Here is a 24,099-nt window from a genome sequence, read left to right as displayed (position 1 = left end):
CACTGGCTTGAACAATGGTTTCAGATGGTTTTTCACAATACATCTCCTTCCAGGTGCAGCGCCGGCGCGGCGGGGCGCTTGGCGGCGGCTGGTTTTTTCTCGAAACGCTGCGCCAGGGTGCGCAGCAATACATAAAACACGGGCGTCAGGAACAGGCCGAAGAAGGTTACGCCCAGCATGCCGGCAAACACCGCCACGCCCATGGCATGGCGCATTTCGGAACCGGCGCCGTGCGAGAACACCAGCGGCACCACGCCCATGATGAAGGCGATCGACGTCATCAGGATCGGACGCAGGCGCAAACGGCAAGCTTCCAGCGCCGCTTGCACAACGGTGCGGCCATGCTCTTCCAGTTCGCGGGCAAACTCGACGATCAGAATCGCATTTTTTGATGCCAGCCCCACCAGCACGAACAGCGCGATCTGGGTAAACACGTTGTTGTCGCCACCGGTCAGTTTCACGCCCAGCAGTGCGCACAGAATCGACATCGGCACGATCAGGATCACGGCCAGCGGCAGGGTCCAGCTTTCGTACTGGGCGGCCAGCACCAGGAATACCAGCAGCACGCACAGCGGGAACACATAAATCATCGTGTTACCGGACAAAATATCCTGGTAGGTCAGCTCGGTCCATTCATACGAAATCCCTTGCGGCAGCACTTCCTTGGCGATGCGTTCGAGCGCCGCTTGCGCCTGGCCGCTCGACACGCCCGGCGCCGGGCCGCCATTGAAATCGGCTGCGGCATAGGCGTTGTAGCGCTGCACGCGGTCCGGGCCATAGCTGTCTTTCACGCGCATCAGGGACGACAGCGGGATCATTTCGCCCTTGTCGCTACGCACCTTCAGCTGCGCGATATCCTGCGCATGCGAACGGAACTCGGCATCGGCCTGCACGCGCACCTGGTAGGTACGGCCAAACTGGTTGAAGTCATTCACATACAAGGAACCGAGGTTGATCTGCAAGGTCTGGTAGATGGTGGCCAGCGGCACGCCCAATTGCTTGGCCTTGACGCGGTCGACATCGGCGAACAGCTGCGGCACGTTGATCTGGTAACCCGAGAACACGCCCGCCAGTTCCGGCGTCTGATAGGCCTTGGCGGCCAGCGCCTGGGTGGCGTTGTACAGCGCGTCGTAACCGAGGTTGCCGCGGTCTTCGATCATCATCTTGAAGCCGCCGATGGTGCCCAGGCCATTGACCGGCGGCGGCGGGAACACCATGATGAAGGCGTCCTGGATACCGCCCAGGCGCTTGTTGATCTCGGCTGCGATGGCGCCGCCGGACAGCTCTTTCGTGGTGCGCTGGTCGAACGGTTTCAGGGTGGCGAACACGATGCCGGCGTTCGGCGCATTGGTGAAATCGTTGATCGACAGGCCCGGGAAGGCAATCGTCGATTCCACGCCAGGCACCGACTTGATGACGTCGGACATGCGGCGCACCACGTCTTCGGTGCGGTCCAGCGAGGCGGCGTCGGGCAACTGCGCAAAACCGACCAGGTATTGCTTGTCCTGGCCCGGCACGAAACCGGCCGGCACGGCCTTGAACACGAACACGGCGGCGATCACCAGCAGCGCATACACGCCCAGCGAGGCGCTCTTGCGGCCCAGCACACCCTTCACGCCGGCTTCATAGCGGTGCGAAGCACGGCCGAAGAAGCGGTTGAACCAGGCGAAGAAACGGCCAAACACCTTGTCCATGCCGCGCGTGAGTGCGTCTTTCGGCGCGTCGTGCGGTTTCAACAGGGCTGCCGACAGGGCCGGCGCCAGGGTCAGCGAGCTGAATGCCGAGATCACGGTCGAAATGGCGATGGTCAGCGCGAACTGGCGGTAGAACTCGCCCGACAGGCCGGGCACGAAGGCGATCGGCACGAACACGGCGCACAGCACCAGGGCGATGGCGACGATCGGGCCGCTGACTTCTTTCATGGCCTGGATGGTGGCGTCGCGCGGCGACAGCCCTTCCTCGATATTGCGCTCGACGTTTTCCACCACCACGATGGCGTCATCGACGACGATACCGATGGCCAGCACCAGGCCGAACAGCGACAGGGTATTGATCGAAAAACCAAAGCCCAGCATCACGGCAAAGGTACCGACAATCGACACCGGCACGGCCAGGAGCGGAATGATGGACGCGCGCCAGGTTTGCAGGAAGATGATCACCACCAGCACCACCAGGGCAATGGCCTCCAGCAGCGTATGGATCACGGCCTCGATCGACGAGCGCACGAACTGGGTCGGGTCGTACTCGATGCGGTATTCCACGCCTTGCGGGAAGTCTTTTTTCAGCTCGTCCATCTTGGCGCGCACGTCGGACGACAATTGCAGCGCATTGGCGTTCGGCGCTTCGAAAATGCCCATGCCGACGGCCGGATTATTGTTCAGCAAGGAGCGCAGCGAGTAGCTGTTGGCGCCCATTTCCACGCGCGCCACGTCTTTCAGCTGCGTCACCGCGCCGTCGCTATTGGTGCGCACAATGATGGCGCCAAATTCCTCGGGCGACTGCAAACGGCCCTGGGTGTTGACGGTCAGCTGGAACGGCGAGTTTTTCGCCGGCGAGGCGCCGATCACACCGGCGGCCACCTGCACGTTCTGCTCGCGAATCGCCACCACCACATCATTGGCCGTCATGCCGCGCGCCGCCACTTTTTGCGGGTCGAGCCAGATACGCATGGCGTAGTCGCCAGCGCCGAAGATCTGGATGTCGCCCATGCCGGGCAGGCGGGCCAGCTGGTCCTTGATATTGAGCACCGCGTAGTTACGCAAGTACATGTCGTCATAGCGCTTGTTGGGCGAGACCAGGTGCACCACCATGGTCAGGTTGGGCGAGGACTTGACGGTGGTGACACCGATCTGGCGCACTTCTTCGGGCAGGCGCGGCAAGGCGCGCTGCACGCGGTTCTGCACCTGGGTCTCGGCCTGCTCGACGTTGGTGCCGATCTTGAAGGTGATGGTCAGCATCATCGAACCGTCAGACGTGTTTTGCGAGGACATGTAGAGCATGTTCTCGACGCCGTTGATCTGCTCCTCCAACGGGGCGGCGACGGTTTCGGCGATGACTTTCGGATTGGCGCCCGGATACTGCGCGCGCACCACCACCGATGGCGGCACGACGTCGGGGTATTCCGAGATCGGCAGGCCGAAGATGGACAGCATCCCGGCCACGAAAATGACGATCGACAGCACCGCCGCGAAGATCGGCTTGTCGATGAAAAAGCGTGAAAAGTTCATGGTTTATTCCTTGGAGGTGGTTGCCGATTTCGGTTCCGCGCTGGCGGCAACCTTGGCGTCTTTTGCTGCCGGCTTTGCGGCGGCCGGCGCCGTCGGGTCGAAGTCCATCGCCACCAGTTGCGGCGTGACGGGCGCGCCGGGGCGCACGCGCTGCAGGCCGTTGACAACGATCTTCTCGCCCGCTTTCAAGCCTTCGCGCACCACGCGCAGGCCATTGGCGTTGGGGCCCAGCTTGACGGCGCGGTATTCGGCCTTGTTGTCGGCACCGATCACATAGACATACTTGCGGCTCTGGTCGGTACCGACGGCGCGGTCGCTGATCAGCAGCGCCGTGCCTTGCGCCTGCGCGCCGCTGCCGGTATCGAGCTGAATGCGGGCGAACAGGCCGGGCACCAGGGTGCGGTCGGCATTGGCGAAGGTGGCGCGCATGCGCACGCTGCCGGTGGCCGGGTCGAGCTGGTTGTCGACGAATTCGAGCTTGCCTTCATGCGGAAAACCGCTCTCGTTGGCCAGGCCCACCTTGACCAGTACGGGGGCGCCCTTTTGCGCCGTGCCGGCCACGCGCAGGTACGTGTCTTCGTCGCCGTCGAAGCTGGCGTAGATGCGCTCGGTCGATACCACGGAGGTCAGGATGGCGCTGGCGTCGATCAGGTTGCCGACCGTGATTTCAGCCTTCGAGACGCGGCCGCTGATCGGCGCTTGCACCTGGGTGTACGACAGGTTCAGCCTGGCCGCTTCATACGAGGCCTGGGCGGCGCGCACATTGGCGTCGAGCTCTTTCAGGCCCGAGGCCTTTTCATCGAGCTCGCGCTGCGGGATGGCTTTTTCGGCCAGCAGTTTTTCGGCGCGCGACCATTCCAGCTTGGCCAGTTCGGCCTTGGCGCGGGCCGACGCGGCGGCGCCTTCGGCGCGCGACACTTCAGCCTGGAACGGCCGTGGATCGATGACGAACAGCACGTCGCCTTTTTTCACTTCGCTGCCCGGCTTGAAGTTCACCGAGGTGATGAAGCCGCCGACGCGCGAGCGGATTTCCACGCGCTCGATCGCTTCCAGGCGGCCCGAGAACTCCTGGGTTTCCGTGATCTGTTTTTCGATCACGGCGGCGGTCGAAACGGGCGGGCCGCCGGCCGCAGGCGCGTCGGGCACCTTGCTGTTGGCCGAATCGCAGCCGGCCAGGCTGAACGCCACCAGGCCGGCAACGGCCAGCGAGGCGGCCAGCGGTTTGAGCAGGACAGAAATTTGTTGAGCGTTTTTCATTTTATTTCCCTGTTTTATGAAAATTTCTAATGGTATGGGCGACAGGAAGCCACCCAGCTGATCAAAGTGAATAAAGTTGCAATGGCGCTAGATGGCGCTCGGTCAAAGATAAAGGGGCCGCCTGCGTAATAAAAGCGGGCGGGGTCGACAAAGCCGGCGGTGCGAACGCACAGCGCGGACGAAAATGGCATTCAGGGAACTACACTAAGCAGTGTAACAACCGGAATTTAAAAAGTAAACCGTTAAGTGTAGTTTTTTAGTGCAACCGGGCTGGCGGTATCATGATGTGGCCTCCTGGGCAAGGCCAGCGACAAAGCTGGCGATTTCACCGAGCACTTGCACCTTGCACGCGCATTCATTGCGCGCGGTAGCGTCCTGCAGCGGCGCCGCAGGCATGCGCCGCACGGTAGTCTTGATGCCGCAGGCAATCAGCTTGCTGCCGTATTGTTCAGCTTCGTCGCGCAATGGGTCGTCTTCGCTCGACACGATCAGGGCCGGCGGCAAATTTTTAAGCCGGCTCGATTGCAGCGGCGACGCATACGGATGGCTGCGGTCGGCAGCATTCGGCAGATAGCCGCGGTAGGCGGCGGCGCAGGCATCGGCCACTTCCACCAGTTCCGGGCAGGCGGGCAGCGAGCGCATCGAGCAGGTCGACAGGCCGGGGTCGAGCATGGGCATGATCAGCACCTGACCGGCCAGCGCCGGGCCGCCGCGGTCGCGCGACATCATGGCGCACACGGCGGCCAGGTTGGCGCCGGCCTCGATGCCCGACACCAGCATCTGCTTGCCGCTCCAGCCCAGCCTGGCCTTGTTTTTCCTGGCCCACACCAGCACGGCATGCGCGTCTTCGACGGCGGCCGGGAACGGGCGCACGCTGGCCAGCGTGTAATTCGACGCCAGCACCACCTGATCGGCATTGCCCAACACCAGGCAGCGCAGGAAATCGTCGGCGTCTTCCAGGTCGCCGTCGTCAAAGCCGCCGCCATGGAAGAACACGATCAGGCTGGACTTTTTCGCACCCGGCACGCCGGCCGTATAGAGGCGCGCCGCCAGCGGCCCCAGTTCGCCCTGCACTTCGATATCGCGTATCTTCAGCGACGCGGCAAGCGCCAGGCCGGCCGTGCTGGCGGGCGCATTCATTGCGCCACCACCGGCGCTGCGGCCATGTCGAGACCAGCGTCATTGACGCACAGCAAGGTACCGCCGACTTCATGGGTCAGGGCGCTGTAGCCGCTCGCTTCGGCTTGCGCCGCCTGCGAGTAAGCGTCCGTAAATACCATCGAAGCCAGGGCAAGCGAGCTCACCAAGAGCGCGAGCACTGCAAAGTTTCCATTCCGATGACCCATGATGTTTCTCCTGTAACTGGTGACTGCTGTTCCTGCAACGTGGTATTTATGCTGCAGTACAACAACTATAGACTTGTTCTACAATCTGATAAAGTAGGCAATGATGAATTGATTGTTCAGAATTCAGAACAATCCCAAGGAAAGTGTCAGGAAATCAAGTGAACAAGCTACAAGCCATGGAAGTGTTCATCCAGGTGGTCGATGCGGGCGGCTTTACGCGCGCGGCGGAAAACATGCAACTGCCCAAGGCAACCGTGTCGACCCTGATCTCGTCGCTGGAAGCGAGCCTGTCGGTCAAACTGCTGAACCGCACCACGCGCCACGTCAGCATTACCTCGGACGGCGCCGCCTATTACGAACACTGCGTGCGCATCTTGTCCGACGTGCGCGAAGCCGAAGAGTCGCTGTCGCGCACGCGACTGAACCCCAGCGGGCGCCTGCGGGTCGATGCGCCCACGGCGCTGGCCAGCGAACTGTTGATCCCCGCCCTGCCCGATTTTTTCGCGCGCTATCCCGATATCGTGCTCGAACTCGGTTGCAGCGACCGCCCCGTCGACCTGGTCGAGGAAGGCGTGGACTGCGCCGTGCGCGGCGGCGAACTGGGCGACGTGAACCTGATCGCGCGCCGGGTCGGCGTGCTCCATTTCATCACCTGCGCCTCGCCCGCCTACCTGGCCCGTTACGGCACGCCGCAGCACCCGGACGAGTTGTCGCGCCATCGCGGCGTGAATTTTTTCTCGGCCAAGACGGGCCGCACCTTAGAGTGGGATTTTACGCGCAACGGCGAGCGCATCCAGATCGCCATGCCCAGCAATATCGCCCTGAACGACTCGAACGCCTACTCCGCCGCCGGCCTGGCGGGCCTGGGCATCGTGCAAATGACGCATTTCATGCTTGCGCCCTTGATAGAACAGGGCAAAATGGTCGAATTGCTCAAGGAGTGGGAATCCGACCCGCTGCCGATCCACGTGATCTATCCGCCGAACCGCCACTTGTCTGCCAAGGTGCGCGTGTTTGTCGAATGGGTTGCCGACATGTTTACCAACCACCCGGCCACGCAAATGAAGACGAGAATCAATATTGCTCCTGCGCGCGCCGCCCTGACCGAGGCCCAGCCATGACCGCACCGCAGCAATCGCCACCATCATCGCCACAGCGCATCGTTTTTCTCGACCGCGACAGCCTGATCGCCAGGGTCCGTCCGCCCGCCTTTGCCCACGAATGGCGCGAGCACGCGCACACCAGAGGCAGCGCGCAGACCGTGGAACGCTTGCGCGGCGCCAGCATCGCCATCACCAATAAAGTGCCGCTGCGGGAAGCCGAGCTGGCGCAACTGCCGGACCTGAAAATGATCGCCGTGGCCGCCACCGGCACCGACATCATCGACTTGCCGGCCTGCCGCGCGCGCGGCATTGTCGTCGCCAATATCCGCCACTACGCGCGCGCCACCGTGCCCGAACATACCCTGGCCTTGATGCTGGCGCTGCGCCGCCAGCTGCTCGCCTACCGGGCAGACATCGAAGCGGGCCTGTGGCAGGCGTCGGAGCGTTTCTGCCTGTTCGGCCACCCGATCCGCGACCTGAACGGCAGCCGTCTGGGCTTGCTCGGCTACGGTGCATTGGGCAAATCCGTGGCCCACCTGGCGCGCGCCTTCGGCATGGAGGTGGCCGTGCATACACGCTCGCCGATCAAGGAAGAAGGCGTCATCGAAGTGTCGCTCGATGAACTGCTGGCCACCTCCGACATCGTCAGCCTGCACCTGCCTTTGAGCGACAAGACGCGCAATATCATCGGCGCCAGGGAGCTGGCCAGCATGAAACCGACGGCCCTCTTGATCAACACGGCGCGCGGCGGCCTGGTCGACGAAGCGGCGCTGGCCACAGCACTCACCACAGGCGTGATCGCCGGCGCCGGCTTCGACGTGCTGTCAAAAGAACCGCCGCAAGCCGACAACCCGCTGCTGCAATTGCGCCTGCCCAACTTCATTCTGACGCCACACACGGCCTGGGCCAGCGGCGAGGCGATGCAGCTGCTGGCCGACATGCTGATCGAGAATGTGGAGGCCTTCGAGCACGGTACGCCGGTCAATGTGGTGGCGTGAAACCACGCGCTGCAGCATCTGCGGCTGCGCCGCCAGCCTGTCGAGCATGGCGGACGCATGCGCGGGAAGCGGCAAAAGATGGCGACAGGCATGTCCCACGTATAAGGCAGCGCATCTTAAGCCAGGCCACAGGTCGTTGAAAATAAAATATCCGTTTAACAAAGGATAATTCAATGAAGCCGAGACAAATGACCTGGCTGATGGCGCTGTTTCCCGTGTCACTGGCATACGGCGCTCCGGCAACGCCTCCGGCCCCGCCGCCTGATGCACCGATGCCGGTGGTACAGGTCGATGGCCTCGCCGATCCGGACGAGCAGCCGTACCGGCGCATGCTCAAGGGGATGGACGCGTTTGAACGCTATCATGCCCTGGCGCCAGATGCGCAGTTGCGGTTTCGCCTCTACCCGCGCCGTCCCGGCGTCAAGGTGGCCGGCACCAGGCTGGCGATCCAGGGCGACAAGCTGCCGCTGGTACTGGACGACGACCTGGCCTTTACCCTGCCACGCAATGCGCAAGCGCTGCAAGACGACGCCCAGGTCACGACGAACCGGCACGCCCGCAGTTTCGCCTGGGCGCCGGACGTGCGCACGCCCGGCTTGCCGCCCAGTACACGCCGCTTGGGCGACCTGCGTCTGGAATGCGAGATTGACCGGGCAGCCACTTTGCTGGTCGGCTACAAACCGCCGCTCTATCACGTGCTCGATGCGGCCGTCGATGTCTGTACCGTGTTTCCTGGCGCCTGGCTGTACTACGGCGAGCGCGCCTTGTTCAATGTGACCCTGGTCCATGGCCAACGTCGCCAGAGTTTGCTTTCGAACTGGTTATACGGAAACAGTGTGCCGACGATTTTTCATCTGTTCTACGATTTTTATCCGCTGCTGGGCGAGCGGACTTATTCCCTGAAGATTTCGGACAGCAGCTGGCCCGACGACACCCTGGTCGAACTGGAATATATCGACGATGAGGTGCCGTCCACGTCACCGGCCCAGGCAGGGGCGGCGTCATGAAGCCCCGCTCCCTGGCCGCTCTGGCGCTGGCCACCGGCCTGGCTCTGGGCGGCAGCGGCTGCGCCTCGCTCGGCATCGGTGGCGCCAGGCCACTGACCGCCCACACCGCGCAAGCGGCCCTGACTGTCGGCGCCAGCAACAAGGCCGATGTCACCCAGGCCCTGGGCGCGCCAACCATCGAGCGCTTTCGCAGCGGCCACGAAATCTGGGTCTATCGCTACAAGGTGGGCCTGCCCATGTTCATGGGCGCGCTTCCTGTCATCGGCCCGCTTGCCAGCGGCGTTGACGCCGTGACAAGCGAACGGGAGCTGGCGATCCTGTTCGACCCGCAAGGCATCGTCAGCAAATATCGTTTGCGCGAAGCACCATCGACGGTGGAACGCTTGCTGGCGGCGCCGCAGGCTGCCATGCCTTAGCTCCGAGGTGTCAGCCAGCCGCGCCGATGGCCACGGTAAAACAGCAGCCCCTGCCATCGATGCCGTCCGTCAGCACCACCGTGCCGTGCAAGCGCTTTGCAGCCTCGCGCACGATGGCCAGGCCCAGGCCCGCGCCTGGCGCCGCCTGGCCGCTGCCGCGGTAAAAACGCTCGAAAACCAGTGTGCGCTGGTCAGCGGCAATGCCGGGACCATCGTCGGCCACCGACAGCTGCAAGCCGTCAGCCAGCGCCAGCAATTCCAGCCGCAACTGGCCCTGTCGCGGCACATAGGCCAGCGCGTTGTTGACCAGGTTGTGGACGATGGACTGGAAGGCTTGCGTGTCGAGCGCATAAAACAGCGTGTCGGGGGCCTCGAGCGACAGGTCGATCTCGCGCGCAAAGGCCAGCGGCGCCAGCGTGGCGAGCTCCTGGCGCAGCAACTGCGCCACATCCTGCCGCGCCGGCGTCAGCGTGGCCTGGCGGTCCATTTGCGCCAGGTCGAGCAATTGGCGTATCAGGTGGGAGGCGCGGGCGATCGCCTGCGCCATGCTGTGCCCGGCCTGCGCACGCTGCGGCGCATCATCGGCCATGGCCAGCACATGGGCCTGCGCCGACAGCACGGCCAGCGGCGTGCGCAGCTCATGGGCGGCGTCCTGCACGAAGCCATGCTCGCGCTCGACCTTGTGGCGCAGCTGGGCCAGCAGGTGATCGAGGGCGCTGCTGAGCGGCTGCAGTTCGGCGTAATGAGGTGCGACGCCGAGCGGCGACAGATCGTCGCCGTCGCGCGCGCCGATCTGCGCCGATAATCTGTGCAGCGGCCGCAGGCCACGCGACACCGCAAGCCACAGCGGCAGCAGCACCAACGGCAAGGCAATCAGCATGTCCATGGTCAGGCCGCCGGTCATCGTCGACGCAACCCACCAGGGGTCAAGCATGGGCACGGCCACCGTCAGCGTCCAGCGTTCGCTGTGGCCGCGATAAATGCGCAAACGCCGGCCATTGGCGAGGCCATCGCTGATCGTGCCTTCCACGCCATGCACGGTGGCCTGCCCGGCTTCGGGCGACAGGAACAATCGCCGGCCCTGCGCATCGGCCAGTTCCATCAGCACCACGCCGGGCGCCTGCAGCTTGCGGTAGCTGTCATTGACCAGGGTGGACGTGGCGGCGACCACCGCGCGCGCCTCGCCCGGCGTGTCGACTGGCGCGATCGAGCCGAGCAAACTGCTGCCCAGCTCGTGCAGGTTCTGGTCCAGCGCCTGCGTGTCGGTCGCCATGTAGAGCTGCCGGCCCATCAGCACCAGCCACACCAGCATGAAGGCGAGCAGCGTGGCCAGCATCACGCGCCTTACCAGGGTGGGACGCAGCAGGGTGGGACGCAGCAGGGTCGGCCGCAACAGGCGCCTCATGCGTTGAACAGGTAGCCGATGCCGCGCACGGTGCGGATGCGCCCGGCGCCGATCTTGCGCCGCAGGTTGGACATATGAACTTCCACCGCGCCAAAGTCGAGCGCGTCGCCCAACGGTGCGAGGCGCTGCGCCAGCACCCCCTTGGGCACCACCACGCCGGGCTCGCGCGCCAGCGCCAGCATCAGGTGAAACTCGCGCGGCGACAATTCCAGCGCCACCCCGTCCAGCCTGGCCGCATAGCTGCGCGGCTCGATCTGCAGCGCGCCGAAGGTCCACACCTCGCTGGCCTGGCGCGCATAGCGGCGCAGCACGGCGCGCAAGCGCGACAGCAGTTCGGCGGTATCGAAAGGCTTGACGACAAAATCGTCGGCGCCGCCATCGAGGCCGGCCAGGCGATCGGCCAGCGCGGAGCGCGCCGTCATGATAATGATGGGCACGGTGACGCCGGCACGGCGCCAGCGCGCCAGCAGGTCCAGGCCGGCGCCATCGGGCAGCGACAAGTCGAGCAGCACGCAGTCGGCCTCGATGCAGGACGGCAGCGGCACATCGGCAATACGGCGCAGCCACTGGCTGCTGACACCTTCCACCCTGAGCGCCTGCTGCAGGCCGGCGCCGAGGTCAAGGTCGTCTTCTATGATCAGGATATGCATGCAAGAAGTATAAGGCCGGCAAGCTTAAGCTTGGCCAAAGATTGTGGCAAATACAATGGCAGCAGTCCATTTTCTTGCCACTTCCCCGGCCTGGACAGCCCTTTTCATACAAGGTGAAAACATGCGTGACCCAATCAGATACGGATGGATGCCGGTGCTGCTGCTGTGTTTCTCGTTCGTGACGGCAAGCCAGGCCGATCCCGGCATGCCGGTGGTCGAGGTACAGGGGGCGGCCACCGACCGCGATCAAAAATCGTATCGCGACATGCTGGCCGGCATGCAGGTATTCGAACAGCAGCACGGTTTGGCGCCAGGCGCCGTATTGCGCTTCAAGGTGCTGCCGCGCCGGGCCGGAGTGGCCATGGACAGCCTGGCGCTGCAGCTGGCGGGCGAGCACACGCAGGCAGCGATCGCGCTGGCGGCGGACCACACGTTTGTGCTGCCGATGGACGCCGGTGCGGCCGGCGACAATGCCAGCGTGCGTTCCAACCGGAAGGACAAAAGCCTGGCCTGGCGCGCCGACATCCGCAGTCCCGGCCTGCCGCAGGACACGCGCCGCCTGGGCGACCTGCTGCTCGAATGCAAGGTCGCCATGGCGGCCGACCTGCTCGCCTACGTCCATCATCCGATCAACATGCTGGTGGTCAAACTGGCCGATCCCTGCCGCAGCTTGCCGATCAATCTGTTTTATTTTGCCGACCGGCCTTTGTTCAGCGTCACCCTGATCGACGGCCAGCGGCGCAGCGTATTGCCGGCAGCAATGTTGCACGGCACCGATTCGGCCCTGATGGCCAGCCATGAGGACTGGCCTTACCTGCGCGAGCGCGTCTACACGGTCAAGTTCAAGCTGCTTTACGAGAAGGGCTGGAGCGACGACACCTTGCTGCGCTTCGACTATATGGACGATGACCTGAACACTACCGCGCTGGCGGTGCAACCATGAAGCGCGGCACGCACCTGGCGGCCTTGATGGCATTGGCTGCGGTCTTGGCCGCAGCCTTGAGCGGCTGTGCCTCGAGCGGCAACGGCAAGCTGCCCGCACTGACGCCAGCGCTGGCGGCGCAGGAAATCATTCCGGGAAAGTCGACCAGGGCCGATATCGAAGCGGCGTTCGGCAAGGCCGCCATCACCTCCTATGCCGATGGCCATGAAGTGTGGCTGTATCAGCTGGGCATGGCCAAGCTGGTCGACTCCTTGCCTTATGTAAATCTGGTGCTCAGCAGCGCGGACAACAAAAAAGAGCTGTCGATACTGTTCAACCGGGCCGGCGTGGTGAAAAAATACCAGTTGATGGAGGCACCGCTATAACGCGTGACCGTCCCGGCGTGTGCCTCATTGCTCCCTGGCCTTGAGCCACAAGCCGAACTCCTTCATCACAGCCACCACCGGCAGCAGGCGCTGGCCGTCTTGCGTCAGCGCGTATTCCACTTTCACCGGCACTTCCGGGTACACCGTGCGCGCCACCAGGCCCGCTTCTTCCAGCGCGCGCAAGTCCAGCGTCAGCATGCGCTGCGAAATATGCGGCACGTCGCGCCGCAGCGCATTGAAACGTTTGGGACCGTCGATCAGGTAGGACACCAGCAGCAGGCGCCAGCGCCCGCCCAGCAAACGCATCGCTTCCTCGATCGAACATCCCGTCACGCTTTCTTTCATGGCTACCGGCTCGCATCAAGTATAAAAAATGTACCTACATTACATTATAGTGCCTTCTTCCTTTTTTATCCTTGATGCCTATAATGGGCAACCAGGCGCGCTCACCTGGAGCCCGCCACTACCGGAGCCATCATGAAGTTGTACCATATCCCCGCCAGCTGCTCGCTGGCCACCCATATCGTCATCAGGGAACTGGGCCTGGACGCCACCCTCGTCAAGGTCGATTACAAACGGCACGTGAGCGACGACGGCGCCAGCTTTTACGACGTGAACGCACACGGCTATGTGCCGGCTTTGGCGCTAGGTGACGGACGAGTATTGCGCGAAGGGCCGGCCATCATGCAATACCTGGCCGACCTGCGTCCGGAAGCCGGGTTGGCGCCACCCAACGGCAGCTTCGAGCGCTACCGCCTGCAGGAATGGCTGAACTTCCTGTCCACCGAAGTGCACAAGGGATTCATTCCGCTGCTGTACGCTGCCCAGGCCGGCAAGTACGTGGAGATGGCCAGGCCCAAGCTGGAACAGCGCTATGCCTGGATCGACCGGCAACTGGCCGGCCAGCCCTGGCTGATGGGCGAACAATTCACCGTAGCCGACGCCTACCTGTTCGCGCTGACGGGCTGGGGCCAGGCTCCATGGCTGACCTCGTACTACAAGGCCGACATCCACTTCGACCAGCTCGACCATCTGCGCGCATGGTATCAGCGCATGCAGGCGCGGCCGGCGGTGCAGCAAGCCTTGCGCGAGGAAGGGCTGATTTAGTTTGCGCGATGCCTGCTGAAAAACGCCCACATCACCTCATTGGCATCGAGGCTGCGTGAGGTCTTGCCGATCGGCAGGCCAATATTAAAAGCATCGGCACCGGGCCAGGTATGGCCGCCGCCGTCGATGGCGATCAGGGCCACGCTGTGCTGGCCGCTGCCCTGCTCCAGCATGCTCAACTTCAGGTCGTCACCTGCCATGCCAGGCAGCAGGCGCGGCGGCGGCATGGCCGATGTGATGCCATTGACCCTGGCCCAGTAGCGCCAGGTTTCGTCAGCGGACAGGTAGTCGCCGGCCTTGCCTTGATACAGCACCACCTGGTCGGCCGTGCCATGGATCAGCAGCACGCCGACCTTGTGCGGATCGGCATGGTGGTTGACCACCGGTTCGGGCATGGTCGCGCCCACCGAGGCCACGGCGGCGAACTGTTGTGGCAGCTCGGCCGCCAGGCGCAGGGCAAAGAAGCCGCCGCGCGACAGGCCGGTGGCGTAGACGCGCTGGCCGTCGATGCGGTAATCGTGTTTCAGCTTGTCCAGCACGGCTTGCGTAAAGCCGACATCGTCCGTGCCCGTCAGGTAGTCCATGCCAAAACCCACGTTCCAGTCCTGCTTGACGCCTTGCGGATAGACTACGATAAAGCCATGGCGGTCGGCCGCGCGGTTCATCTGCGTGTACAGCATCTGCTCGGCCATGCTCATGCCGCCGCCATGGAAATTGAACACGACAGGAAGCGCTTGCTGCGGCGCGCTGTGGTAGGCCGGCGGCACATAGACGATATAGCGGCGCTTGATGTCCTTGTGCTGCAGGGTGTGCACCTGGGCCAGGGCCACGGCCGGCAGGCAAGCGGCGAGCAGTAACAGCAGGGACACGACGATTTTCATGGCTTTCTCCGTCAATTGAATGTGGCCAGCATACGGAGCGTGCGGTGAAATCGCGGTGAAATCGGCCGGCTTTTATGCCGCAAGCGGCGTGATGGCGACCCGGTAGTACGCCGCGCCAGGATCAAAACGGATATCCCAGTGCATCGCCTGCGCCAGGCGCAGCAGCAGATGTTGTCCGTGCGAAAAACCCTGCACGCGCGTCGCCTGCCCGGCCGGCACCGTGTTGTGAATGATCAGGCAGCCATGCTCGTAGGAAATCGTCAAATGGCAGGCGGGGCCGCCGTGAAACAAAGCATTGGCCAGGCAGTTATTGAGCAACAGATAGACCAACTGGCGATGGCCATGCACCGGCAAGCGCTCGGGCAAGTCCAGCGTCAGCAGACTGGCGTCCCAGCGATATTGTTCGAGCAGGCGCAGCAGGGATTGTTCGAGGCAGCCGCGCAACTCCACCGTCTCAAACGGGATCTGTTCTGCGCGCGCCAGCGCAAACAGCAACTCGATGGTATTGCCGAGCTCAGCGACGCCCTGCCGCAGCTGGGCCTGCTCATCGGCGAGCAGCGGCCGCGCCGGGGCCAGCGCCAGCGTATTGCGCATCAGGGTCAGCGGCGTGCGCAATTCGTGGCTGACATCGCGGGCAAACGCCTGTTCGCGCCGCAAGGCCGTTTGCAAGCCGGTAAAGGCGCTTTCCAGCCGCCGCGCCAGGAAGCCGATTTCGTCCGGCCGGTCGTGCGCGCTGAACTGCGGCGCCTGCCCGGGCAGCAAGGCGTGCGCTTCCTGGGCCAGTGTTTGCAGCGGCAACACCAGGCGCCGCGCCAGCAGCCAGGCCAGCAGCAGTGCCAGGCCCACCAGCGCCAGCGCCACGCCGGCCAGCACGCCACCGACCTCGCGCACCAGGCGCGACACCACCAGGATGGGTGCGACGTCGGCCAGCAGATAGCAGCGTTCAGGCCCGCCAGTGCGCCGCAGATCGAGCGCCAACACATGGTAATGCTGGCCCGTGCCGGTAAATACTTCGGCGCGCGGGGCCGAAGGCGATAATTGTTGCCGCACGGCGGTGGGCAGGTCGCCATAATGACGGTAGACGGTAATGAGGTCGTTGCCCGATGCTGCCGCCGGCCAGCGGGCCTGGATCGCAGCGGCCTCGCGTTCGAGCAGCCGCTGCACCAGCATGTCTTCGGTGACATAGGAAATCACCACCGCCAGCCCCGTGTAGCACAGGCACAGCAGCACGGCAAAGCCGGCCAGCGCCGCAAACAGGCCGCGCCGTATGGTCGTGACCATCACTGCCCTGCCCGGCTATCAAGCTCGATCGCCAGCCGGTAGCCAAGCTGCGGTATCGTCACCAGCAGGCCGGTGCAGCCCGCCGCGTCGAGCTGCTTGCGCAGCGCGTAGATATGCGACTTCAGGGCGTCGCTGTCAGGCGGTTCGCTGCCCCACAGGTGCGCGCTCAAGGCCGAGCGCGAGACGGCGTGCGGATGTTCGCGGCACAGCAGCAGCAGGATTTTGAAACCGCTGTGCGTCAGCGCCAGTGGAACTTCACCATACATGGCCCGGCCTTCGCGCGCCAGCAGCAATAGCGGCCCGACGCGCATTTCCTGGTGTACATGCAGCTGGCTGCGCCGCGCCAGCGCCTCGCAGCGCAGGGCCAGCTCGCGCAGGTCGAACGGCTTGGTCAGGTAGTCGTCGGCGCCACCGTGGAAACCGCGCGCCTTGTCTTCATAGGCGTCGCGCGCCGTCAACATCAATATCGGCACATTGCTGGGCGCGCCAGCCTTGATGGCGCGGCATACCTGCAAACCGTCGATGTCGGGCAGGTTCAGGTCCAGCAGCACCACGTCATAGATATTGCCGGTGGCCAGCTGCACGCCCAGCGCACCGGTGGCGGCGTGGTCGAGCTGCCAGTGCAGGCCGTCGAAGAAAGTGGCGACCTGGCGGGCGATGCCGGCATGGTCTTCGATCAGCAGGAGGTTCAGCCGTGTCACGTTGCGGCGCGCCGCGCTTGCCACTCGCGCCGCAGCAAGCCATACAGCGCCGAATCGCTGACCTGGCCGCCAACGATCCAGCGCTCGGGCAGATAGCCCTCCTGCTTGAAACCGAGGCGCAACAGGGCATGGGCCGAGCCGTGATTCAAAGGGTCGATATCGGCTTCCAGGCGGTTCAGGTCGCGTTCCACAAACGCGTATTCCAGCAGCGCGCTCAAGGCTTCGTGCATATAGCCCTGGCCCCAGTGCGGGCGGGCCAGCGCGTAGCCCAGTTCGGCACGGCGGTTTTGCGCATGCAGGGCATGCAGGGTGCAACTGCCCAGGTACTCGCCGGTTGCTGTCAAAGTGATGGCGAAGCGAAAGAACTCTTCTTTTTCGAAGGCGGCGCTGTCGTCGGCGATTTGCCGCGCGGCGCGTTGCGGGTCCTGCCACGGCGGTTCGCTGAAGTAGCGCATCACTTCGGGATCGGCGTGCATGGCCTGCAGCGCGGCCGCGTCCGACGGCTGCGGCGGGCGCAGCAGCAAGCGCGCGGTGGTCATCGTTTTGGTATAGCTCATGCGGCTCCATTTCAAGTCTGGTGCTTGTTACTTTCAAGGGCAACCGGGAAATACCGGCGCCGCCTTATAACGTCCCCGGCAACAAAATCTTTTGGTCGACATGCTGCACATCGCGCTGGCCACAGAAAGCCATCGTCAGGTCCAGCTCGTTGCGCAGGATGTCCAGGCATTTGGTCACGCCGGGACGGCCCATGGCGCCCAGGCCGTACAGGAAAGGCCGGCCGATATACACGCCGCGCGCGCCCAGGGCAAGCGCTTTCAGGACATCCTGGCCCGAGCGGATGCCGCCGTCCATATGCACCTCAATGTGCGAACCGACGGCGTCAACGATGGCCGGCAAGGCTGCGATCGACGATTGCGCGCCGTCGAGCTGGCGCCCGCCATGGTTGGAAACAATCAGCGCATCGGCGCCGCTGGCCACCGCCAGGCGCGCGTCTTCGGCATCCATGATGCCTTTGATGATGAGCTTGCCACCCCAGCGCCGCTTGACCCATTCCAAATCGGCCCACGACAGGCTCAGATCGAACTGCTGCTGAGTCCACGCGGACAGCGACGACATGTCGGACACCGAGGTGGCGTGGCCGACGATATTGCCGAAGCCGCGGCGTCTGGTTGCCAGCATGCCGGCCACCCAGCGCGGCTTGGTGGCCATGTTGAGGATGTTGGGAATGGTCAGTTTCGGCGGCGCCGACAGGCCGTTGCGCAAGTCCTTGTGGCGCTGGCCCAGCACTTGCAAGTCCAGCGTCAGCACCAGCGCGCCGCATTTGGCCGCTCTGGCGCGGTCGATCAGGCGGTTGATGAATTCGCGGTCCTTCATCACATACAGCTGGAACCAGAACGGCTTTGTGGTGTTGGCCGCCACATCCTCGATCGAGCAGATGCTCATGGTCGACAGGGTAAACGGCACGCCGAACTGTTCGGCCGCCTGCGCCGCCAGGATCTCGCCATCGGCATGCTGCATGCCCGTCAGGCCCGTGGGCGCCAGGGCCACCGGCATGCTGACGTGCTGGCCGACCATGGTCGACGCCAGGCTGCGGTTTTCCAGGTTGACGGCGACGCGCTGGCGAAATTTGATCCTGGCAAAGTCGCTTTGATTGGCGCGGTAAGTCGACTCGGTCCAGGAGCCCGAATCGGCGTAATCGTAGAACATGCGCGGCACACGCTGTTGCGCCAGCACGCGCAAGTCTTCGATGCAGGTAATGATACTCATGCGTTTCCTCGTTCGATGGCAGGTCGGAGCATGATCCTGCATTTGTCGAACATTGTCTATCTGTCAGGCACGTTGTTTACCAAGTGCGCGCACCGAGGATTTTTTCGCCCAGTTCGCTCAATGCGGCTTGCGGGTAGCGCAGCTTTTCCTGCTCCAGAGGGTCGCCGGGAAAGGCATGACCCTGCGGCGCGCTGCGCTCGCGCCAGCTTTGCACGCGCCAGTCGCGCAAGGCCTGATTGCTGTCCTGGGCCGGAGTGAAGGAAATATATTGCGCCAGGCGAACCTGGTCAAGCGAGGTATTGGGGCGGATGCCGTGCGCCAGCAGGCTGTTGAAGATCAGCAATTCTCCCTTTTTCATGGCGATGAATTGCATCGGATACGGCACGCTGTCCAGGTCGGGCTGCCACGGATTGCGGTCTTTTGGCGCCTGTTCGCGCCAAGCCATGAAATGCTGGAACAACTGTGGAAAACATTGAAAACCGCCGCTCTCGGGCGAGGTGTCGGACAGCGCCAGCACGCCCTGCACATTGACGGGCAAGGGCTCCAGCGTGGTGTCGGCATCCCAGTGGATAAAGCCGCCGAAGTGGCGCTTGCCAGTGTTCGGGGTATTGAGGTTGGCGCGGTCAATGGTCACCCACAAATCTTCACGGTCCCAGATATCGACAAAGGCGTCGTACACGCGCCGGGTCTGGCGGTTATCCCACAGGGTCTGGTTATGATAGGCCTCGACCATGCCCGAACCATTGAGTTCCTTCATCGCATGGTCGCGCAGTTGAGCGTGGTTCCAGGTGGCCCGGTCATGCGGGTCCAGGCCCTGGAATTGCCACAGGAAATCCGTGGTGGCTTGCACTTGCCCGGGGCTGACGGCATCCTTGACGATCACGTAGCCATAAGTTTGCCAGTGCAAAAAGTCACGCTCGGACAGCACGCGCAGCGGCAGCTGTTTTTGAATATCGCGCAATTGCTCCTGTTCGAGATAGGCCACCGAAGGGTTGCCCGGGCGCTCGTCGCCATAGTGGTAGCGGTCTTGCATCGCTGTCTCCTGTTGTGATGTGGTGATGTGGCGAGACCGATTGTGCGATGAAAAGTCCTGCGCCGATGCGCCGGCAATGGCCAATACTGATACTATCGTGACTATCCCGCCAGAAAAAACGTTGCAATGACACCTTTATATGAGCAGGTAACGATCCCGGCCGGCCAGTCCTGGGGCCTGCTGTGGCGCGAGCTCGACACCATTCCGTTTCTCTGGCACTACCACCCGCAGTTCGAGCTGACCCTGACGGTCAACGCGCGCGGCCAGCGCTATATCGGCGACCATCTCGGTGATTTCGAGCCGGGCGACCTGGTGCTGGTGGGGCCGAACCTGCCGCATACCTGGTCGGCCAGCGAACGCATCGACGACACGCGGCCGATGCTGGCGGTGGTGGTGTGGTTTTCGCTGGAGTGGATTGCGCAACTGGCCAGCGTGCTGCCCGAGCTGCATGGTTTGCGGCACCTGGCGCAGCGCGCCGGGCCGGCGCTGCAATTTACGCCGGAAGTGGCGGCGCGCAGCGCCGCCCTGCTATTGCAACTGCAAGCGATGCCGCAGCCACAGCGCCTGCCGCTGCTGCTCAATGTGCTGCTGGAACTGGCGGGCGACGCGCAGGCGCGGCCACTTGCCTCTGGCGCGCCGCAGCTGATCGCGGCCGATGGCCAGCAGCAGCGCATGGCGGCCGTGCTCGACTTCATGCACCTGCATTTTCGGGAACAGATCGTGCTGGAGGAGCTGGCGCGGCGGGCGGCGCTGTCGCTGGGCGCGTTTCACCGCTTTTTCAAGCGCCATGCGCTGTGTACGCCCGGCACCTATCTGGCGCGGCTGCGCATCGGCCGCGCTTGCCAGCAACTGATCCAGACCCCGCACGGCATTGCCGCCATCGCCCAGGAAGCCGGCTACCGCAACCTGGCCCATTTCAACCGCCAGTTCCGCGCCGACAAGCGCATGACGCCGCGTGCGTTTCGCCAGCAGTATCGACAGGAAGGGAAATAAACGGCGCGGCAATAGAAAAAGGGGATCAGATTATACAATCTGATCCCCGATATTCTGGTGCGGCTGGCAGGAATTGAACCCACGACCCCTTGGTTCGTAGCCAAGTACTCTATCCAGCTGAGCTACAGCCGCAAAACTTACTCTTCACCATACTGCATGAAGTCACAACCTTCAATCAAAACCTGACGAATCAAGCTTGAAATAATACTGGTGCGGCTGGCAGGAATTGAACCCACGACCCCTTGGTTCGTAGCCAAGTACTCTATCCAGCTGAGCTACAGCCGCAAAACTGATTGCACTTCACACACGAAGCTTGAAACTTTTTTACTGCAAAACCAGACAAGATCTGATTTTTGAAATTCTGGTGCGGCTGGCAGGAATTGAACCCACGACCCCTTGGTTCGTAGCCAAGTACTCTATCCAGCTGAGCTACAGCCGCGCAGGCAAACATTATAGCGTATTCGTTTCGCTTTGAAAAGTTCGATTTTTCAATCGCTTAGCCGGGTTTTGCAAAGTACCGCACTGCAAGTCCCGCCTCTTTTCTCACCTGAAAAGTTGACGCCTTCGCACCGCAGTATTCCGCTGTCACGGAAGGCTGCCGGTGCTTCGAGAAGTTGCTGCCTCGAAAGAAGCGGGATTATAGGGACTGCATCGCGCCCTGTCCAGTGCTATCTGCGGCGCCGGCGGCGGCGGCCCGGAAAATCTTGCCGCCAGAGGGCTTGACGGTCTGCCCACAGCCTTGAAAATATGACAAGAGCAAGCGTGTGGGGCGGAATCGGATCTTGGGGCTACAATGACTGTCAGGCGTGCTTGCGCCAGATATCAGGATGCGGCGCGCAACTGGCACTGCACTATTCCATGGCGGCGTTCCATCATGACCGATTTATTTGAACTCAACGACGGCAGCCCGCATCGCCTGGCCGGCAAGGCAAGGCAAGGCGCTCAACGTGGCGGCCTGGCACGCAGGATGTCCGATGGTTAAGCATGACCGCAAGCAAAACCCGCCCCCTCCTCCCGCAGCACCACTGAGCCTGTCGGACTCCGGCATCGCGACCGTGCTCGAAGGCATTACCGATGGCTTCAGCGTGCTCGATGCCAACTGGAATATCCGCTATATCAATGCGCGTGGCGCCGAGATGCTGGCGCCCCGGCACAGCAATGGCAGCGGCGGCGCCCTGGCCGGCAGCAACCTGTGGCTGGCCTGTCCCGACATGCTGGGCACCGAGCTGGAAATACAATACCGGCGCGCCATGGCGCTGCGGCAAAGCTGCAGTTTCGAGTTGCTGTACGCGCCGCTGGAGCGCTGGCTGGAAGTACGTATCTTTGCCAGCGCCGACGGCCTCACGACCCATATCCACGATATCAGCCAGCGCAAGGCCGCCGAAGACAGCTTGCGCCAGAGCGAGGAAGACTTGCGCGCGCTGGCCGATTCCATCCCGCAACTGGCCTGGATCGCCAATTTCGACGGCACCATGGCCTGGTACAACCAGCGCTGGCACGACTACACGGGCACCACGCCCGGGGAGATGGCCGGCAAAGGCTGGGACATCGCTTACGATCCACGGTATCTGCCGCAAATGCTGGCCGGCTGGAAAGCCGCCCTGCACGACGGCACGCCGTTCGAAATGGAATTTCCCATCCGCGGCAGCGACGGCCAGTACCGCTGGTTCCTCACGCGCGCCAATCCCGTGCACCGCGGCGGGCAGCTGCTGCGCTGGTTCGGCACCAGCACCGACGTCGATGAAGTCAAGCACGTGGAAGAGGCGCTGCGCGATGAAACGCGGGTGCTTGAATTGCTCAACAGCACAGGCACGACCCTGGCCAGCACGCTCGACCTGCCCTCCTTGTTGCAGGAGACGGTCAATGCCGCCACCCGCATCAGCGGCGCGCGCTTCGGCGCCTTTTATTATGACGCCGAACACGAGGCCGATGTCGCGGGCGATGAACCCTTGCTGAAGGTGGCGCAAGCCGTCAGCGGCGTGACGGCGCGCCAGGCTGCGGCGATCGCCTCGGACCTGCGCGTGGGCCCGGCCATGCGCCACAACGATTTGCAGACCGCGCCCGACGCCAGCAAGGAGGACGGCGATGACGGCGCGCCGCTGCTGCGTAGCTGCCTGAGCCTGCCCGTACGCTCGCGTTCGGGCCAGTTGCTGGGCCGGCTGCTGCTCGGCCATGCGCAGCCGGGCATGTTCAGCCAGCGCAGCGAACGCATCGTGGCGGCCATCGCCGCCCAGGCCGCCGTCGCGCTCGACAACACCCGTCTGTATGTGGAGGCGCGGCGCGCCGCCGAAGAGCGCAAGGTGCTGCTCGAGAGCGAACGCGAGGCGCGCGCCGAGGCCGAACGCACAAACCAGCTGAAAGACGAATTCCTCACCACCCTGTCGCACGAATTGCGCACGCCGCTGTCGGCCATCCTGGGCTGGGCGCAGGTGCTGCGGCGCGGCACGCGCGACCAGGCCGACCTGCACCGCGGCCTGAACAGCATTGAGCGCAATGCCCGTGCCCAGGCCCATTTGATCGAAGACCTGCTCGACATGAGCCGCATCACCTCCGACAAGGTCATGCTGGAAATGCAGACCATCGTGCCGGCCACCGTAATCGCCTCGGCCATCGACAGCTTGCGTCCGGCCTTGGATGCCAAGCACATCACCTTGCAGACGCAGATCGCCGCCAACGCCGGCACCATGACGGGCGACCCCGGCCGCATGCAGCAGGTGATCTGGAACCTGCTGTCGAATGCGCTCAAGTTTACGCCGCAGGGCGGCCAGGTCGATCTCGGCGTGGCGCGCGAGGGTACGCGCCTGGTGCTGACCATCGCCGACAACGGCGTGGGCATCCGCGCCGACTTCCTGCCCCATGTCTTCGACCGCTTCCGCCAGGCGGACGCCTCGACCACCCGCAAGCATGGCGGCCTGGGCCTGGGCCTGGCCATCGTCAAGCACCTGGTGAAGCAGCACGGCGGCACCGTCACGGCCAGCAGCCCCGGCGACATGCAGGGCGCCACGTTTACCGTGCGCCTGCCGGCCGACAGCCTCGCACCAGGCCGGCGCCCGGCCGATACCGATATCGAAGCGTGCGACCTGGCCGGCGTCAGGGTGCTGGTGGTCGACGACGAGGCCGATGCGCGCGAACTGGCCGAACGCATCCTGCGCGACGCCCATGCCGACGTGGCCAGCGCCGCCAGCGCGGTGGAAGCCTTGCGCGTGCTCGACAGCGCCCGGCCCGACGTGCTGGTAAGCGACATCGGCATGCCCGAGGTCGATGGCTTCGATTTGCTGGCACGCCTGCGCGCACGCGGCATTGACCAGGGCGGCGACCTGCCCGCACTGGCCCTGACGGCGTTTGCCCGCCCCGAGGATCGCCAGCGTGCGCTCGACAGCGGCTTCCAGGGCTATCTGGTCAAGCCACTCGATCCGGCCGCGCTGCTGGCGGCAGTGGCGCGGCTGCTCACGCCGAGCACCAGCACCATGGCGGAAAAGGCAGAAAAACAAGGCGCAGAGAGTGATGAAAAGAAACAAATAATGCAGATTAAAAATGCATGAATATGGTTTCGACTTCCTACTTCCAGACGCGGCACTGTCCTACAAGCAACTTCAAAGCGGTTTGCTACACTGAGGTG

General features: G+C 63.7%; 22 protein-coding genes and 3 tRNA genes. 9 read left to right on the top strand and 16 right to left on the bottom strand.

All coding sequences use genetic code 11. From position 1 onward, the window contains the following. Positions 1 to 32 precede the first annotated feature (32 nt). The 4 genes from CD932_RS21870 to CD932_RS21855 form a co-directional block, all read right to left on the bottom strand. Positions 33 to 3,227: an efflux RND transporter permease subunit gene (locus CD932_RS21870; RefSeq protein WP_094444894.1), complete on the bottom strand. Its 3,195-nt coding sequence runs from the start codon at positions 3,225 to 3,227 to the stop codon at positions 33 to 35. A 3-nt stretch (positions 3,228 to 3,230) separates the two neighbouring features. Beyond that, positions 3,231 to 4,484: an efflux RND transporter periplasmic adaptor subunit gene (locus CD932_RS21865; RefSeq protein WP_094444893.1), complete on the bottom strand. Its 1,254-nt coding sequence runs from the start codon at positions 4,482 to 4,484 to the stop codon at positions 3,231 to 3,233. A 279-nt stretch (positions 4,485 to 4,763) separates the two neighbouring features. Then, positions 4,764 to 5,624 (bottom strand): alpha/beta hydrolase, encoded by an 861-nt coding sequence (locus CD932_RS21860; protein ID WP_094444892.1) that lies wholly within the window; start codon positions 5,622 to 5,624, stop codon positions 4,764 to 4,766. Continuing rightward, positions 5,621 to 5,803, bottom strand: coding sequence for a hypothetical protein (locus CD932_RS21855; protein ID WP_254926708.1), 183 nt, complete (start codon positions 5,801 to 5,803; stop codon positions 5,621 to 5,623). The genes CD932_RS21860 and CD932_RS21855 overlap by 4 nt, the downstream gene beginning before the upstream one ends. A 185-nt stretch (positions 5,804 to 5,988) precedes the next feature. Here CD932_RS21855 and CD932_RS21850 point away from each other — a divergent pair, with 185 nt between their 5' ends. The 4 genes from CD932_RS21850 to CD932_RS21835 all read left to right on the top strand — a co-directional run bounded on the left by CD932_RS21850 (position 5,989) and on the right by CD932_RS21835 (position 9,354). Then, positions 5,989 to 6,951, top strand: a complete 963-nt coding sequence (locus CD932_RS21850; protein WP_094444890.1) for a LysR family transcriptional regulator — start codon at positions 5,989 to 5,991, stop codon at positions 6,949 to 6,951. Next, positions 6,948 to 7,931, top strand: a complete 984-nt coding sequence (locus CD932_RS21845) for a D-2-hydroxyacid dehydrogenase (RefSeq protein WP_094444889.1) — start codon at positions 6,948 to 6,950, stop codon at positions 7,929 to 7,931. The genes CD932_RS21850 and CD932_RS21845 overlap by 4 nt, the downstream gene beginning before the upstream one ends. Positions 7,932 to 8,104: 173 nt before the next feature. Next, positions 8,105 to 8,938 (top strand): hypothetical protein, encoded by an 834-nt coding sequence (locus tag CD932_RS21840; RefSeq protein ID WP_141213337.1) that lies wholly within the window; start codon positions 8,105 to 8,107, stop codon positions 8,936 to 8,938. Beyond that, on the top strand, positions 8,935 to 9,354 hold the full coding sequence (locus CD932_RS21835) for a hypothetical protein (RefSeq protein WP_094444887.1): 420 nt from the start codon (positions 8,935 to 8,937) through the stop codon (positions 9,352 to 9,354). Before CD932_RS21840 ends, CD932_RS21835 begins: the two co-directional genes overlap by 4 nt. A 10-nt stretch (positions 9,355 to 9,364) precedes the next feature. Here CD932_RS21835 and CD932_RS21830 read toward each other — a convergent pair whose 3' ends face one another. Further along, on the bottom strand, positions 9,365 to 10,759 hold the full coding sequence (locus CD932_RS21830; protein WP_094444886.1) for a HAMP domain-containing sensor histidine kinase: 1,395 nt from the start codon (positions 10,757 to 10,759) through the stop codon (positions 9,365 to 9,367). Then, a complete protein-coding gene (locus tag CD932_RS21825) occupies positions 10,756 to 11,409 on the bottom strand; it encodes a response regulator transcription factor (protein ID WP_094444885.1) in 654 nt (217 codons plus the stop codon). The genes CD932_RS21830 and CD932_RS21825 overlap by 4 nt, the downstream gene beginning before the upstream one ends. A 121-nt stretch (positions 11,410 to 11,530) precedes the next feature. Between CD932_RS21825 and CD932_RS21820 the strand changes: the two genes are divergently transcribed. Together CD932_RS21820 and CD932_RS21815 are read left to right on the top strand one after the other, a co-directional pair. Continuing rightward, the gene (locus CD932_RS21820; protein WP_141213336.1) at positions 11,531 to 12,352 is read left to right on the top strand and encodes a hypothetical protein; all 822 of its coding nucleotides are present in this window, start codon (positions 11,531 to 11,533) and stop codon (positions 12,350 to 12,352) included. Then, positions 12,349 to 12,717 (top strand): hypothetical protein, encoded by a 369-nt coding sequence (locus tag CD932_RS21815; RefSeq protein ID WP_094444883.1) that lies wholly within the window; start codon positions 12,349 to 12,351, stop codon positions 12,715 to 12,717. The genes CD932_RS21820 and CD932_RS21815 overlap by 4 nt, the downstream gene beginning before the upstream one ends. A 24-nt stretch (positions 12,718 to 12,741) precedes the next feature. On the opposite strand, the gene CD932_RS21810 is transcribed toward CD932_RS21815, so the two are convergent. Further along, positions 12,742 to 13,062, bottom strand: a complete 321-nt coding sequence (locus tag CD932_RS21810) for a helix-turn-helix domain-containing protein (protein WP_094444882.1) — start codon at positions 13,060 to 13,062, stop codon at positions 12,742 to 12,744. 132 nt (positions 13,063 to 13,194) lie between these two features. On the opposite strand from CD932_RS21810, the gene gstA reads away from it, so the two are divergent. Continuing rightward, on the top strand, positions 13,195 to 13,824 hold the full coding sequence (gstA, locus tag CD932_RS21805) for a glutathione transferase GstA (protein WP_094444881.1): 630 nt from the start codon (positions 13,195 to 13,197) through the stop codon (positions 13,822 to 13,824). Here gstA and CD932_RS21800 read toward each other — a convergent pair. The 6 genes from CD932_RS21800 to CD932_RS21775 all read right to left on the bottom strand — a co-directional run bounded on the left by CD932_RS21800 (position 13,821) and on the right by CD932_RS21775 (position 19,487). Next, complete coding sequence (locus tag CD932_RS21800; protein WP_094444880.1) at positions 13,821 to 14,705, bottom strand: PHB depolymerase family esterase; 885 nt, start codon at positions 14,703 to 14,705, stop codon at positions 13,821 to 13,823. The two genes, gstA and CD932_RS21800, sit on opposite strands and share 4 nt — an antisense overlap. A gap of 72 nt (positions 14,706 to 14,777) precedes the next feature. Continuing rightward, a complete protein-coding gene (locus CD932_RS21795) occupies positions 14,778 to 15,986 on the bottom strand; it encodes a HAMP domain-containing sensor histidine kinase (protein WP_094444879.1) in 1,209 nt (402 codons plus the stop codon). After that, positions 15,986 to 16,687, bottom strand: a complete 702-nt coding sequence (locus CD932_RS21790; RefSeq protein ID WP_094445316.1) for a response regulator transcription factor — start codon at positions 16,685 to 16,687, stop codon at positions 15,986 to 15,988. The genes CD932_RS21795 and CD932_RS21790 overlap by 1 nt, the downstream gene beginning before the upstream one ends. Further along, positions 16,684 to 17,244, bottom strand: a complete 561-nt coding sequence (locus CD932_RS21785) for a GNAT family N-acetyltransferase (protein ID WP_094444878.1) — start codon at positions 17,242 to 17,244, stop codon at positions 16,684 to 16,686. The genes CD932_RS21790 and CD932_RS21785 overlap by 4 nt, the downstream gene beginning before the upstream one ends. A gap of 64 nt (positions 17,245 to 17,308) precedes the next feature. After that, entirely contained in the window at positions 17,309 to 18,454 is a 1,146-nt protein-coding gene (locus CD932_RS21780; RefSeq protein ID WP_094444877.1) for an alpha-hydroxy acid oxidase, read from the bottom strand. Between the two features lie 76 nt (positions 18,455 to 18,530). Continuing rightward, entirely contained in the window at positions 18,531 to 19,487 is a 957-nt protein-coding gene (locus CD932_RS21775; RefSeq protein ID WP_094444876.1) for a phytanoyl-CoA dioxygenase family protein, read from the bottom strand. Between the two features lie 126 nt (positions 19,488 to 19,613). On the opposite strand from CD932_RS21775, the gene CD932_RS21770 reads away from it, so the two are divergent. Then, on the top strand, positions 19,614 to 20,480 hold the full coding sequence (locus CD932_RS21770; RefSeq protein WP_094444875.1) for an AraC family transcriptional regulator: 867 nt from the start codon (positions 19,614 to 19,616) through the stop codon (positions 20,478 to 20,480). Between the two features lie 55 nt (positions 20,481 to 20,535). Here CD932_RS21770 and CD932_RS21765 read toward each other — a convergent pair. The 3 genes from CD932_RS21765 to CD932_RS21755 form a co-directional block, all read right to left on the bottom strand. Beyond that, positions 20,536 to 20,612: transfer RNA gene (locus CD932_RS21765), tRNA-Arg, on the bottom strand. Positions 20,613 to 20,688: 76 nt separating this feature from the next. After that, positions 20,689 to 20,765 (bottom strand) — tRNA-Arg (locus tag CD932_RS21760). Positions 20,766 to 20,842: 77 nt separating this feature from the next. Next, a tRNA-Arg gene (locus tag CD932_RS21755) sits at positions 20,843 to 20,919 on the bottom strand. 535 nt (positions 20,920 to 21,454) lie between these two features. Between CD932_RS21755 and CD932_RS21750 the strand changes: the two genes are divergently transcribed. Beyond that, a complete protein-coding gene (locus CD932_RS21750) occupies positions 21,455 to 24,022 on the top strand; it encodes an ATP-binding protein (RefSeq protein WP_094444874.1) in 2,568 nt (855 codons plus the stop codon). The last annotated feature ends 77 nt before the right edge of the window (positions 24,023 to 24,099 follow it).

The sequence above is a fragment of the Janthinobacterium sp. PC23-8 genome (genome assembly GCF_002250505.1).
GTDB lineage: Bacteria > Pseudomonadota > Gammaproteobacteria > Burkholderiales > Burkholderiaceae_D > Janthinobacterium.
This window is presented reverse-complemented; position numbering and strand designations above follow the sequence as displayed.

What these genes read in the sequence shown, in the direction of transcription:
- CD932_RS21835 (WP_094444887.1), top strand. Translation starts at nt 8,935, where the DNA reads ATGAAGCCCCGCTCCCTGGCCGCTCTGGCGCTGGCCACCGGCCTGGCT.
- CD932_RS21785 (WP_094444878.1), bottom strand. Translation starts at nt 17,244, where the DNA reads ATGAGCTATACCAAAACGATGACCACCGCGCGCTTGCTGCTGCGCCCG.
- CD932_RS21845 (WP_094444889.1), top strand. Translation starts at nt 6,948, where the DNA reads ATGACCGCACCGCAGCAATCGCCACCATCATCGCCACAGCGCATCGTT.
- CD932_RS21820 (WP_141213336.1), top strand. Translation starts at nt 11,531, where the DNA reads ATGCGTGACCCAATCAGATACGGATGGATGCCGGTGCTGCTGCTGTGT.
- gstA (WP_094444881.1), top strand. Translation starts at nt 13,195, where the DNA reads ATGAAGTTGTACCATATCCCCGCCAGCTGCTCGCTGGCCACCCATATC.
- CD932_RS21865 (WP_094444893.1), bottom strand. Translation starts at nt 4,484, where the DNA reads ATGAAAAACGCTCAACAAATTTCTGTCCTGCTCAAACCGCTGGCCGCC.
- CD932_RS21750 (WP_094444874.1), top strand. Translation starts at nt 21,455, where the DNA reads ATGGTTAAGCATGACCGCAAGCAAAACCCGCCCCCTCCTCCCGCAGCA.
- CD932_RS21770 (WP_094444875.1), top strand. Translation starts at nt 19,614, where the DNA reads ATGACACCTTTATATGAGCAGGTAACGATCCCGGCCGGCCAGTCCTGG.
- CD932_RS21815 (WP_094444883.1), top strand. Translation starts at nt 12,349, where the DNA reads ATGAAGCGCGGCACGCACCTGGCGGCCTTGATGGCATTGGCTGCGGTC.
- CD932_RS21840 (WP_141213337.1), top strand. Translation starts at nt 8,105, where the DNA reads ATGAAGCCGAGACAAATGACCTGGCTGATGGCGCTGTTTCCCGTGTCA.
- CD932_RS21810 (WP_094444882.1), bottom strand. Translation starts at nt 13,062, where the DNA reads ATGAAAGAAAGCGTGACGGGATGTTCGATCGAGGAAGCGATGCGTTTG.
- CD932_RS21830 (WP_094444886.1), bottom strand. Translation starts at nt 10,759, where the DNA reads ATGAGGCGCCTGTTGCGGCCGACCCTGCTGCGTCCCACCCTGCTGCGT.
- CD932_RS21870 (WP_094444894.1), bottom strand. Translation starts at nt 3,227, where the DNA reads ATGAACTTTTCACGCTTTTTCATCGACAAGCCGATCTTCGCGGCGGTG.
- CD932_RS21780 (WP_094444877.1), bottom strand. Translation starts at nt 18,454, where the DNA reads ATGAGTATCATTACCTGCATCGAAGACTTGCGCGTGCTGGCGCAACAG.
- CD932_RS21860 (WP_094444892.1), bottom strand. Translation starts at nt 5,624, where the DNA reads ATGAATGCGCCCGCCAGCACGGCCGGCCTGGCGCTTGCCGCGTCGCTG.
- CD932_RS21825 (WP_094444885.1), bottom strand. Translation starts at nt 11,409, where the DNA reads ATGCATATCCTGATCATAGAAGACGACCTTGACCTCGGCGCCGGCCTG.
- CD932_RS21800 (WP_094444880.1), bottom strand. Translation starts at nt 14,705, where the DNA reads ATGAAAATCGTCGTGTCCCTGCTGTTACTGCTCGCCGCTTGCCTGCCG.
- CD932_RS21795 (WP_094444879.1), bottom strand. Translation starts at nt 15,986, where the DNA reads ATGGTCACGACCATACGGCGCGGCCTGTTTGCGGCGCTGGCCGGCTTT.
- CD932_RS21775 (WP_094444876.1), bottom strand. Translation starts at nt 19,487, where the DNA reads ATGCAAGACCGCTACCACTATGGCGACGAGCGCCCGGGCAACCCTTCG.